Below are 11049 nucleotides of genomic sequence, written 5' to 3'. Positions count from 1 at the left end.
TGCCGCATAGCTCGCACCAATCTAGCAATTGCGAACTATTCGCAGCTATCGGGGCGTGATCTCCGCCGCCGACAGGTACTGGCCGTTGTGCCCGCGCGTCCCTTCCAGCCGTACGTAACGGGCGGTCACGGCGGGGAAGGCGGCCGTCTTGAGCCGGGCGTCCAGCGCCCACGACCCGCTCGCGACCTTGGTGAACTCCCTGCCGTCGGCGCTGACGTAGACGTGGTAGTCGAGGATGGTGCCGTTCAGGTTGCCGTCGAAGCGCGGCTGGTAGTCCAGCGCGCTCACCTGCCTGGTCTCGCCCAGGTTGAGCGTGATCGACTGCGGCAGCGGGGTGAGCGGCTGATACTCCGAGTGCCAGAACGTCGCGATGTCGCCGTCCACGGCCAGCTCGGGCCCGTTGCCCGCGTGGAAGCTGGTGGCGTACACGGCGGGCTCGGAGCAGGTCTCGGTGACGGTGACGGGCACCTCGGTGGTCTCGGAGCCGGCCCGGACCGTCAGCCGGTGCTCGCCGGGCGGCGTGTCGCGGGGCGCGGTGACCTTGACCACGACGCCGCCGCCCTGCCCGGCGGGCACGTCGAGCGCGGCCGGGGCGGTGGCCGCGAGCGGCGCCGGGGCGTCGACGGTGACGGGCAGCGACACCGGCTCGCCGGTGTTGTTGACGGCCCGCACCACCACGTCGGCGACGCGGACGGCCAGCTCGCAGTGGTCGAGCGCGATGCGGGCGGGCGTCACCGCCTGCTGGACGTCCCGCCCGGCCGCGAGCAGCGCCCAGCTGAACGGCGCGTCGGCGTAGTAGTCGGACCGGCACGCGGGCGGCGCGGTCCCGGACCGCCCGGCGTCGAAGGCCGCCTTGCAGGCGGCCACGTCCGGCAGGTCGCGGTCGTAGCCCGCCGCCAGCACGTCGCCGCGGGCGAACAGGTAGCCGGTGAGCGGCCGCGCGTGCGCGTCCCCCTTGTCGAAGAGCGCGTCGCTGTACGCCCCGGGCCCGGTCAGGCTCGACCAGAACGCCTGGGGCGCGCAGCCGGCCGCCTGGTCCTTGCTCGGCGTGGCGCAGCGGCCCGCCCGGAAGTCGCCGCCGAGCACCGTGACCTGGTCTCGGGCGCGCGGGAAGCGGTCGGCGAGCTGGGGCACGGCGGTGGCCGGGTCGCCGCCGGGGTGGGCGGCGAGCAGTGGCACCCGCAGCGTCCCGTCACGCCGGGCGGCGGCCACGTACGCCTGGTCCTCGTCCTGGACGCGGTGGAAGCCGCCGGGCTGTTCGGCGAGCATGGTGTCGGTGTTGAGGATGACGGCGTTCTCGCGGACGGCGCCGTCCGGCAGGAAGGCCGTGCGCTCCCCGGCGGCCATGACGCGGTAGCGGTAGCCGGTGGCCTGGCTGAGCTTGGTGGCCAGGCGGCGGGCGCCGGGGCCGAGCACCTCGGTGAGCACCAGGGCGTCGGGCGCGGCGGGGACCTTCCCGGCCAGGCGGCGGGCGAAGGTGTCGAGGTCCCGGGTGTCGCGGGCGTCGGCGGGCCGTACCGAGTCCTGAAGGCCGGCCTGGACGACCAGCACCTGGCCAGCGGGGGTGGCGGGCACGCGCGGGGCGCCGGTGGCGGGGACGGCGAGGGCGCCGAGGGCGAGGGCGGTCGCGGCGGCGATCCGTAGGTGTCTCATCGGGGCCTCACACGTCCTGGAGGGCCGGGCGGCCGGACTCGACGGCGAACGACCTGCGGACCGAGGCGCCGCCGCCGGGCGTGGTGACCCGGTCGACGACCACGAAGTCCGTCCGCAGGAGATCGCGGGACAGGGTGCAGCGCACGTATCCGCGCTGGCTGTTGAAGAACTTCAGGTGCGGGTTGGCGGCCAGCCACTCCTGGCCTCCGGCGGTCATGTCGGCGCCGTTGCCTCCGGAGCTGATGGAGGTGCCCATGAACTCGACGCCGACGGTCGCGGAGTCGGGGTTCGCCCAGTCGGCCTTGAGCTCGGCGGCGCAGTTGACGTGCGCGTCGCCGGTGATGACCACCGGGTTGGAGACGCGGCGGCGGGCGATCTCGGCCCAGAGGCGGTCGCGGCCGGCGGCGTAGCCGTCCCAGGTGTCGGGGTTGAGCTGCTGGAGCCCGGGGTCGGTGAGCCGGTCGAGCTGGAACATCTGGACCTGGTTGGCGATGAGGTTCCAGGTGCTGCGGGAGGAGGCCAGGCCGTCGGCGAGCCAGCGTTCCTGCTCGTGGCCGAGCATGGTGCGGTTCGGGTCGAGGCGCTGGGTGATGTTGGCGGGGCTGCGGAACTGCCGCTCGTCGAGGATGTGGAAGGTGGCCAGCCGGCCGTAGCGGAGGCGGTGGTGCAGCGACATGTCGGGGCCCTCGGGCAGGGTCGAGGGGCGCACCGGCTGGTTCTCGAAGTAGGCGCGGAAGGCGGCGGCGCGGCGGCGCAGGAAGTTCTCCGGCACCATGCGGGTGGGCGACAGGTCGGCGCCCCAGTTGTCCTCGACGTCGTGGTCGTCGACCATGAAGAACCAGGGCGCGACCGCGCGGGCGGCCTGGAGGTCGGGGTCGGAGTTGGTGAGCGCGTAACGCAGCCGATACTGCGAGAGCGTCATCACGGCGGCGTTGTGCGCGGCCGACAGCGGCGTCCTGCGCTGGCCGCCGGTGGCGCCGATGCCGTACTCGTAGATGTAGTCGCCCATGTGGCCGACCAGGTCGAGGTCCTGGGCCGCCAGGTCCTTGTAGGCGGTGTAGAAGCCGGCCTCCCACTGCTGGCAGGAGGCGAAGGCGAAGCGGATCTCGGGGGCGCTGCGCGGGTCGGGCGCGGTCTTGGTGCGGCCGACGGCGCTGGTGTCGCCGCCGACGGCGAACCGGTACCAGTATTCGCGGCCCGGCCGCAGCCCGTTCACCTCGACGTGCACGGAGTGGGCGAGGTCGGGGTGGGCGGTGGCGGTGCCCTTGCGGATCACCCGGCGCATGCCGTCGTCCTCGGCGAGCTCCCAGCGGACCGGCACCCGCTCGCGCGGCATGCCGCCGAAGCCGTCGTCGGCCAGCGGCTCGGGGGCCAGCCTGGTCCACAGCACCACGCTGTCCGGGCGCGGGTCGCCGGAGGCGACGCCGAGCGTGAACGGGTTGGCGGGCAGCGCGGGCGCGGAGTCGGTCCAGCCGCTGGGCGCCTGGCTCAGGGCGGCGAGCCCGGCCAGGCCGGCGGCGTAGGAGAGGAGTTGTCTTCGGGAGGCGGGGGTCATCCGGTGTGCCTTTTCGTCGTTCCTGGGCCGTTCGGGGGCTGGGAAGGCGAAACCTCTCATACGGTGATCAAACACCGAGGAACGCCGACACACCACAGGCGAGACGACAGGTGAACGAATGACCCCTACAGGCTAGAAGCGCCCCTTCTTGAACCTGCGCACGAAGATGTGCGTGTGCGAGCGGCTGAGCACCTCGACCTTCCGGCGGCGCGGATGCTCGTACATCGTGACCTTGAGGCACTTCAGCGTGACCCGGCGCGGCCCGCGCAGCGCGTCGAACGCGATCGTCTCGGTGTCGAAGCCGCGCCCGTCGTCGATGCCGATGCCGAGCTCGCGGCGGAACTTGAAGGAACCCGGCGGGTTGAACGGCTTGGTCGCCACGATGGCCCGGTTGGCCTCGAACGGGCAGCGGACCAGCACCCGCACGTCGCTGTCCTGCCGGGGCCGCCGCGGCCTGATCTTCACCCCGGTCCACTCGTCGGTCCAGCGCAGCGGGCCGTGGTCGGCACGGGCCGGGGCCGGGGCGGTGACCTCGGCCGTCAGGCCGCCGGCCAGGCCGAGCGCCACGACGATTCCGATCCCAACGAACAGCCTCATGTTCTCCCCCATCGTCGGCGTTTCGGGGGGAGCTGATCAAGTATCGGTTACTGTGAGTAGTGAATCAATCACTCTTCGAGAGGAGTCGCGGTGAACGACGGAAATGTGCTCCGCAGGTGTGCCGAGCGTAACTTCAAGGATCTCGACACCGATGGCGACGGCGCCCTGACCAGGGACGACTACGTGGCGCTGGCCGAGCGCCGATGCACCGCGGCCGGCGTCGCCCCCGACAGCCCCCAGGGCCGGTCCGTCGTCGAGGCGTACGCGGCCACCTGGGCGTCGCACGCCAGGGCCATGGACCTCGACCACGACGAGCAGATCTCGCTGGACGAGTACGTCCGGTCCTTCGAGTCGATGGTGCGCAGCGGCACGATGTCGCAGGTGCTCGCGCCGATGTTCCGGGCCACGTTCGAGCTGGCCGACCGCGACGGCGACGGCGCCCTGGCGGCCGAGGAGTTCAGGGCGCTGTGGAGCCGTCCCGCCGACGGCCTGGCGGCGGCCTTCCAGGAGGCCGACGCCGACGGCGACGGCCGCATCAGCTACGAGGAGTACGCGGACGTGCGGCACCGGCTGCTCGTCGGCGACGCCTGACGCGCGCGGCGGTCAACCGCGGGGCAGGGCGAACCAGGTGGCCTTGCCCGTCCGGTCGGGGCTCGTGACGTAGCGCTGCGGATGGCAGCCGTAGAAGCCGTCGGACAGCACCGCCACGATGTGCAGGCCGCGCCCCCGCTCGGCGTCCAGGTCAGGCGGGCGCTGGGCGGGCAGCGGCCTGCCGCTGTCGACCACCACGCAGACGATCTCCTTCCGCCCGGCGTTCACGGCCAGCTCGTACGGCGCGTCGCCGTACAGCAGGGCGTTGGTGACCAGCTCGCTGGTCATCAGCACCGCGTCGTCGACGAGGCCGGCGGGCAGGCCGAGCCCGGTCAGCAGGTCCCGGATGGTGGTGCGGGCGTGGCGCACGGCCAAGGCGTCGCCGGGCAGCGGCCATGCGTACTGGATTCGGCTCTGCGGAGCGGATCGCAGCATGTCGTCCCTTTCCTCAACCGGGCGGAGGGTGCCGTCCCCAACCTGTACGAACACAGGAGGTTGCCAGGTTGAACCCCCGGCTGTCCCGGGGAAGTGACAACTTCGCTACTGTCCGGCCAGGCCCGTGTAAGGAACGACGCCGTCAGGGCGTCCCTGCAACCGCTTTCCGCACCCTTGACCCCCACTGCTGATAACGCTAACAATCGGGGGACCCGGTATTGAGGAGCAGCCACGTGCAGACGGCACACCTGACGATCGACCCCGCGTTCCGGGTGGCCCCCGTGCGCCGCCGCACCTTCGGCGCCTTCGTCGAGCACCTGGGCCGATGCGTCTACGAGGGCATCTACGAGCCCGGCCACCCCCGCGCCGACGACGACGGGTTCCGGCGCGACGTCCTCGACCTGACCCGCGAGCTGGGCGTCACCACCGTCCGCTACCCCGGCGGCAACTTCGTCTCCGGCTACCGCTGGGAGGACGGCATCGGCCCCAAGTCCCGGCGCCCGCGCCGGCTCGACCTGGCCTGGCACAGCACCGAGACGAACGAGGTCGGCGTCGACGAGTTCATGCGCTGGTGCCGCAAGGCCGGCGTCGAGCCGATGATGGCCGTCAACCTCGGCACGCGCGGCATCGCCGAGGCGCTCGACCTGCTCGAATACTGCAACCACCCGTCCGGCACCGCCCTGTCGGACCTGCGCGTCGCCAACGGCGCCAAGGAGCCCCACGACATCCGCATGTGGTGCCTGGGCAACGAGATGGACGGCCCCTGGCAGACCGGGCACAAGACCGCCCGCGAGTACGGCAGGCTCGCCGCCGAGACCGGCCGCGCCATGCGCGTGCTGGACCGCGACCTGGAGCTCGTCGCCTGCGGCAGCTCCGGCTCGGGGATGCCCACGTTCGGCGCGTGGGAGGCGACCGTGCTGGAGGAGACGTACGACGTGGTCGACTACGTCTCCTGCCACGCCTACTACGAGGAGAAGAACGGCGACCTGGGCAGCTTCCTGGCCTGCTCGACCGACATGGAGTACTTCATCCGCTCGGTCGTCGCCACCGCCGACCACGTCGGGGCCCGGCTCAAGTCCCGCAAGCGCATCGACATCTCCTTCGACGAGTGGAACATCTGGTACATGTCGCGCTTCCAGGCCGCCGAGCCGCCCGCCGACTGGCCGGTGGCGCCGCCGCTGCTGGAGGACCACTACCACCTGGCCGACGCGGTGGCCTTCGGCGGGCTGCTGATCACGCTGCTGCGCAACAGCGACCGGGTGACGGCCGCCTCGCTGGCCCAGCTCGTCAACGTGATCGCGCCGATCATGACCGAGCCGGGCGGCCGGGCCTGGCGGCAGACCACCTTCCACCCGTTCGCCCAGGCGTCGCGGCACGCGGCCGGCGACGTGCTGCGCGTCGAGCCGGTCTCACCGAGCTACGAGACCGCCGAGTACGGCGAGGTGCCGCTGCTGCACGCGGTGGCCACCCGCTCCGACGCGGGCGTGACGGTGTTCGCGGTCAACCGCTCGACGGACGCGCCGCTCTCGCTGGAGATCGACGCCCGCGCGCTGGGCCGCGCCCGCATCACGGCCGCGACCACGCTGACCGACGACGACGTGTACGCGCGCAACACCGCCGACGATCCTGACCGGATCGCCCCCCGCGCCAACCCGGACGTCGAGCACGACCCGATGCGGGTGCTGCTGCCGCCGGTGTCGTGGAACGTGATCCACCTGGCCTAGCGGGGCGGTGGCGCGGTGCTCTCGCGGACCACGAGCTGCGGCTCGACCAGCCGCCGCGCCCCTTCGCCCTTGCCCGCCATGCGGTCCAGCAGCAGGTGGAAGGCGTGCCTGCCGACCTCGCCGAAATCCTGGCGCACGGTGGTGAGCGGGGGCGAGTAGTAGGCCGACTCGGGCACGTCGTCGAAGCCCACGACGCTCACGTCCTCGGGCACCCGGCGGCCGGCCTCGCGCAGGGCGCGCAGCATGCCGAGCGCCATCTGGTCGTTGCCCACGAACACGGCGGTCACCGCCGGGTCGGCGGCCAGCCGCCTGCCCAGCTCGTAGCCGGAGCGCGGGGACCAGTCGCCACGCAGCGGCTCGTGCACCGGCCGGTCGTGGTCCTCCAGCACCGCCCGCCAGCCGTCGATCCGGTAGTTGGCGTCGAGCCAGTCGACCGGCCCGCCCAGGTGCCACACGCTCTCGTGGCCGAGGTCGAGCAGGTGGCGGGTGACGTGCTCGGCGCCGGCCCGCTGGTCGACGGTGACCACCGGGACCGGGATGTCCTCCCCCGCGTCGACCGCCACCACGGGCAGGTCGGGCGGCAGGTGGCGCAGGCCGTCGGCGGCCGACTCGTGCGGGGCGAGGATGACGACGCCGTCGACCGACTGGGAGCGCAGCCGGTGCACGGCCTCCTCGATGGAGTGCCGGCTCAGCAGGCTCAGACTGGCGATGCTCACGCTGTAGCCGCTGAGCCTGGCGGTCTGCTCGATGCAGTAGAGCGTGGACGCCGGGCCGTACAGGGTGGTGTCGATGCTGACCACGCCGAGCACGCCGGAGCGGCCGGTGACGAGCTGGCGCGCGGCCGAGTTGGGCCAGTAGTCGAGCTCGCGCACGGCGGCGAGGACGCGCTCGCGCGTCTCGGCGCGCACGCGGTCGGGCTTGTTGAGCACCCGGGAGACCGTCATCGCCGAGACCCCCGCCAGTGCGGCGACGTCCCCCAGCACCGCCGGCCTGGTGCGCGGGCTGCGTTCGTCGGACTTCCCGGCCATAGCCGCTCACCCCCTTGCCGATAACGCTAACAGGACAGGGCCGGATTCAGCGCCCTGTTATCTCCATCAATCGATTGATAAGTTCGGGCCGTGACCACCCCAGCGGAGACGATCCTCAAGGTCGCGACGGAGCTGTTCGCGGCGCACGGCTACGCGGGCACCTCCACCAGGCGGATCGCCGAAGCCGCCGGGCTCAACATCGCCACCGTCAACTACCACGTGGGCGGCAAGCGGGAGCTCTACCTGGCGGTGATGGAGCACGCCCACCGGGCCGAACGCGAGGCGCTGGAGGCGGCGCTGGCCGAGCTGCCCGGCGACGACCCGGTGGCCGCCATCCACGACCTGATCGACGCCTACCTCGACTTCTGCGTGGCCCGCCCCGAGGTGCCCGCGCTGTGGATGCACCGGTGGCTGTCCGACGCCGGCGACGTCAACGAGCTGGAGCGGCGCTACGTCCTGCCGCTGGTCGGCGCCGTCGCCGTCGCGCTGCGGCCCTCGGTCGAGTCGCGGCTCATCGACCCCGGCCTCGACCTGGAGTACGCGGTGTGGTCGGTGGTCTGGTGCGTCCACGGATTCGCCAAGGGCGGCGTGCTCGACGCCGACGGCCGCCGCCGGGGCGCGGGCGACCGCGAGGCGCTGCGCCGCTTCCGCGCCCACCTGCACCTGTCGCTGCACCGCACGCTCGGCCTGCCAGGCCAGGCGCCGTGACGACCGCCGGACGCCTCGGGCGCGGGCGGCTGCTCGGCTACGGCGCGGGCTCGGTCGGCACCGGCGTCTTCTCCGCCGTGCCGGGACTGCTGCTGCTCTACTACCTGACCGACATGCTCGGCGTGCCCGCCGCCGTGGCCGGGGCCGTGCTGGTGACGCCGAAGATCTGGGACGTGCTGCTCAACCCGCTCGTCGGCGCGGCCAGCGACCGCGAGGCCGTGCGCACCGGGCGGCGGACCCGGCTGCTGCTGGCGGGCTCGGCGGCGCTGCCGGTGACGTTCGCGCTGATGTTCGCCGTGCCCGGCGACGTGCCCGGCTGGCTGTGGGCGGGCGGCGCGTTCCTGCTCGCGGCCTCCGCGTTCGCCTGCTTCCAGGTGCCGTACGTGGCGCTGCCCGCCGAGATGTCCGCCTCCCCCGCCGAACGCACCCGGATCATGTCCTGGCGGGTGGTCTGCCTGACCGTCGGCATCCTCGTCGCGGGCGGGCTGGCCCCGGCCGTGGTCGACCTGGCCGGCGGCGGCCGGGGCGGCTACGCGGTCATGGGCGTCACCGTGGCCGCGGTGATGGCGGTCGCGCTGGTCACCGCGACGCTGTCCACCCGCTGGGTCGACTCGCGGCCCGGCCCGCGCCCGCTCGGCGTCGTGGCCGCCTTCCGGCTGGCGCGCGGCAACGCCGCCTTCTTCGCGCTGCTCGCCGCGTTCGTCACGCAGGCGCTCGGCGTGGCCGTCATGCTCGCGGGCGCGCCGTACGTGGCCTCCTACCGGCTGGGCGACTACGGGCTGACGACCGTGCTGTTCGTCTGCCTCGTCGCCCCCAGCACGGCCGCCGTGCCGGTGTGGGCCCGGCTGTCCCGGCGGCACGGCCCGGTGCGCTGCTACCTGGTGGCCACGGTCGGCTTCGGGCTGGTCACGCTCGCGCTCGTGCCCGCCGTCCAGGCCCGCTCGCTCACCGCCACGCTGGCGCTCGTCGCGGTCGCCGGCGTCTGCTACGCCGCGCTGCAACTCCTGCCGCTCGCCATGCTGCCCGACACCGTGCACGCCGACAGCGCCCGTACGGGACACGCGCAGGCGGGTGCGTTCACCGGGCTGTGGACGGCGGGCGAGACCGCCGGGCTGGCGCTCGGCCCCGGGCTGTTCGCGCTCGTGCTCACGCTGTCCGGGTTCGCCTCCGCGCCCGCCGAGACGCCCGTCGCCCAGGAGCCGGCCGCGCTGACCGGGCTGCTGCTCGGCTTCACCGCGCTGCCCGCCGTGCTCATGCTGCTCAGCCTGCCGTTCATCGCCCGCTACGGGCGGCTCGCCCGAATCAAGGAGACCCTGTGAACCTGCCCGCGACCGGACGCACGCCCGAGGACCTGCTGGCCGAGCTGGCCGCGCTCAGGGAGCACGACCTGCCGGTGCGCGGCGGCCAGGTGACGTCGTACGTGTACGACACCGGGCGGCCCGAGGTGCACGAGGCGGCGGCCCGCGGCTACCTGGAGATGCTGGAGGTCAACAGCCTCGACCCGACCGCCTTCCCGAGCATCGTGGAGATGGAGAAGCAGGTCGTCGGCGCCGTCGCCGACCTGCTCGGCGGCGGCCACGGCATCTTCACCAGCGGCGGCACCGAGTCGATCATGCTGGCGGTCAAGGCCGCCCGCGACGCCGCCGGCCGGGCCCGGCCCAACCTGGTGGCGCCCGTCACCGCGCACCCCGCCTTCCACAAGGCCGCCCACTACCTGGGGCTGGAGGTCAGGGCGGTGCCCGTGGACCTCGGCACGTACAAGGTGCCCGTCCAGGCCGTCGCCGACGCGATCGACGAGGACACCGTGCTGGTCGTCGTGTCCGCGCCCGCCTACCCGCAGGGGGTGATCGACCCGGTCGAGGAGGTCGCCGCCGTCGCCGCCTCGGCCGGGGTGCGCTGCCACGTCGACGCCTGCGTGGGCGGGTGGCTGCTGCCGTGGCTGCGCGAGGCCGGGGCGGACGTGCCGCCGTTCGACCTGTCGGTGCCGGGGGTGACGTCGATCTCATGCGATCTGCACAAGTTCGGGTACGCGCCGAAGGGGGCGTCGGTGGTGCTGTTCGCCGACCCGGCGCTGCGGCGCAGGGCCTACTTCGCGTCCGCCGCCTGGCCCGGCTACACGATCATCAACGCCACCGTGCAGAGCTCGCGCACCGCCGGGCCGCTCGGCGGCGCCTGGGCCACCCTCCAGGCGCTCGGCCGTGACGGCTACCTGGAGCTCGGCCGGACCACGCTGGAGGCCGCCGCCCGGCTGCGCAAGGGGATCGCCGGGATCGACGGGCTGCGGGTGCTCGGCGAGCCGGAGTCCACGCTGATCGCCTTCACCGGAGACGACGTGGACGTGTTCGTCCTGGCCGACGAGGCGCGGGCGCGCGGCTGGTTCCTGCAACCGCAGCTCTCCTACGCGGGCATCCCGGCGAACCTCCACATCACGGTCACCGGCGTGACGCTCGCCGGGGTGGACGCCATGCTGGAGGTCATCGCCGAATCGGCCGCCGCCGCCCGGCGCATCGGCCCCGCCACCCTGCCCGACGGCCTCGTCGACCTGATCGCCGGCCTCGACCTGGACGCCCTGGACGACGCCGCCTTCGCCGAACTGGCCGCCTCCGTCGGCGTCGACCTGCGCCCCGGCACCGGGCAGCCCCGCATGGCTGTGGTCAACACCGTCCTGGACGCCCTCCCGGCCCCGGTCCGCGAGTCCGTCCTGGTCCGCTTCCTGTCGGTGATCTACGGCTGACGCCGCCGCGCTCACTAGCATGCT

Annotated in this window: 10 protein-coding genes; 5 read left to right on the top strand and 5 right to left on the bottom strand. The window is 73.3% G+C overall.

The genetic code is table 11. The features are described 5' to 3' along the window. Positions 1-45: 45 nt before the first annotated feature. The 3 genes from AB0G11_RS01650 to AB0G11_RS01640 all read right to left on the bottom strand — a co-directional run bounded on the left by AB0G11_RS01650 (position 46) and on the right by AB0G11_RS01640 (position 3805). Positions 46-1653: a discoidin domain-containing protein gene (locus AB0G11_RS01650; RefSeq protein WP_357583235.1), complete on the bottom strand. Its 1608-nt coding sequence runs from the start codon at positions 1651-1653 to the stop codon at positions 46-48. A 7-nt stretch (positions 1654-1660) separates the two neighbouring features. Then, on the bottom strand, positions 1661-3208 hold the full coding sequence (locus AB0G11_RS01645; RefSeq protein ID WP_357583233.1) for an alkaline phosphatase D family protein: 1548 nt from the start codon (positions 3206-3208) through the stop codon (positions 1661-1663). A gap of 132 nt (positions 3209-3340) precedes the next feature. After that, positions 3341-3805, bottom strand: a complete 465-nt coding sequence (locus tag AB0G11_RS01640) for a hypothetical protein (protein ID WP_219509805.1) — start codon at positions 3803-3805, stop codon at positions 3341-3343. Between the two features lie 90 nt (positions 3806-3895). On the opposite strand from AB0G11_RS01640, the gene AB0G11_RS01635 reads away from it, so the two are divergent. Further along, positions 3896-4396, top strand: coding sequence for an EF-hand domain-containing protein (locus AB0G11_RS01635; RefSeq protein WP_357583231.1), 501 nt, complete (start codon positions 3896-3898; stop codon positions 4394-4396). A gap of 12 nt (positions 4397-4408) precedes the next feature. On the opposite strand, the gene AB0G11_RS01630 is transcribed toward AB0G11_RS01635, so the two are convergent. Then, complete coding sequence (locus AB0G11_RS01630; RefSeq protein WP_357583229.1) at positions 4409-4831, bottom strand: ATP-binding protein; 423 nt, start codon at positions 4829-4831, stop codon at positions 4409-4411. Positions 4832-5064: 233 nt separating this feature from the next. Between AB0G11_RS01630 and AB0G11_RS01625 the strand changes: the two genes are divergently transcribed. Continuing rightward, on the top strand, positions 5065-6555 hold the full coding sequence (locus AB0G11_RS01625) for an alpha-N-arabinofuranosidase (RefSeq protein WP_357583227.1): 1491 nt from the start codon (positions 5065-5067) through the stop codon (positions 6553-6555). On the opposite strand, the gene AB0G11_RS01620 is transcribed toward AB0G11_RS01625, so the two are convergent. Continuing rightward, the gene (locus tag AB0G11_RS01620) at positions 6552-7583 is read right to left on the bottom strand and encodes a LacI family DNA-binding transcriptional regulator (protein WP_357583225.1); all 1032 of its coding nucleotides are present in this window, start codon (positions 7581-7583) and stop codon (positions 6552-6554) included. The genes AB0G11_RS01625 and AB0G11_RS01620 overlap by 4 nt on opposite strands. Before the next feature lie 90 nt (positions 7584-7673). Between AB0G11_RS01620 and AB0G11_RS01615 the strand changes: the two genes are divergently transcribed. From AB0G11_RS01615 to AB0G11_RS01605, 3 genes are read left to right on the top strand one after another with little or no spacing between them, the layout of a single operon-like run. Beyond that, on the top strand, positions 7674-8291 hold the full coding sequence (locus tag AB0G11_RS01615) for a helix-turn-helix domain-containing protein (RefSeq protein ID WP_357583223.1): 618 nt from the start codon (positions 7674-7676) through the stop codon (positions 8289-8291). Further along, positions 8288-9610 carry an MFS transporter gene (locus AB0G11_RS01610; RefSeq protein WP_219509799.1) on the top strand — a complete coding sequence of 441 codons (1323 nt, stop codon included), beginning with the start codon at positions 8288-8290 and terminating at the stop codon, positions 9608-9610. The genes AB0G11_RS01615 and AB0G11_RS01610 overlap by 4 nt, the downstream gene beginning before the upstream one ends. Then, complete coding sequence (locus AB0G11_RS01605) at positions 9607-11025, top strand: aspartate aminotransferase family protein (RefSeq protein WP_357583220.1); 1419 nt, start codon at positions 9607-9609, stop codon at positions 11023-11025. The genes AB0G11_RS01610 and AB0G11_RS01605 overlap by 4 nt, the downstream gene beginning before the upstream one ends. Positions 11026-11049: the final 24 nt, after the last annotated feature.

Source organism: Nonomuraea sp. NPDC023979 (assembly GCF_040639085.1).
GTDB classification, from domain to species: Bacteria; Actinomycetota; Actinomycetes; order Streptosporangiales; family Streptosporangiaceae; genus Nonomuraea; species Nonomuraea ceibae.
This window is presented reverse-complemented; position numbering and strand designations above follow the sequence as displayed.